1 protein-coding gene is annotated in these 208 nt (G+C 65.4%); it reads right to left on the reverse strand.

The genetic code is table 11. From position 1 onward, the window contains the following. The coding region (locus tag U5782_RS41580; RefSeq protein ID WP_322049661.1) for an aminotransferase class I/II-fold pyridoxal phosphate-dependent enzyme at positions 1-208 on the reverse strand (208 nt) is incomplete at both ends.

The raw sequence follows: 208 nt of genomic DNA on the forward strand, positions 1-208 counted from the left end.
GCCCATGCAGAGGTCGATGCCGCTCGTCATGCCGAAATGCTCCGACGTGCCGTGGCCGCTCTGGCCCATCACGCCCGTGCCGTGTGCATCGTCGACCACCAGCGTTGCACCGTATTCGCGGCACAGTTCGCTCACGCGCGGCAACGGTGCGAGGTCCCCGTCCATCGAATACACGCCCTCGACCACCACAAAGATCTGGCGATTGGGC

The organism is Paraburkholderia sp. J67, from assembly GCF_905220265.1.
In the GTDB taxonomy this organism is placed as follows: domain Bacteria; phylum Pseudomonadota; class Gammaproteobacteria; order Burkholderiales; family Burkholderiaceae; genus Paraburkholderia.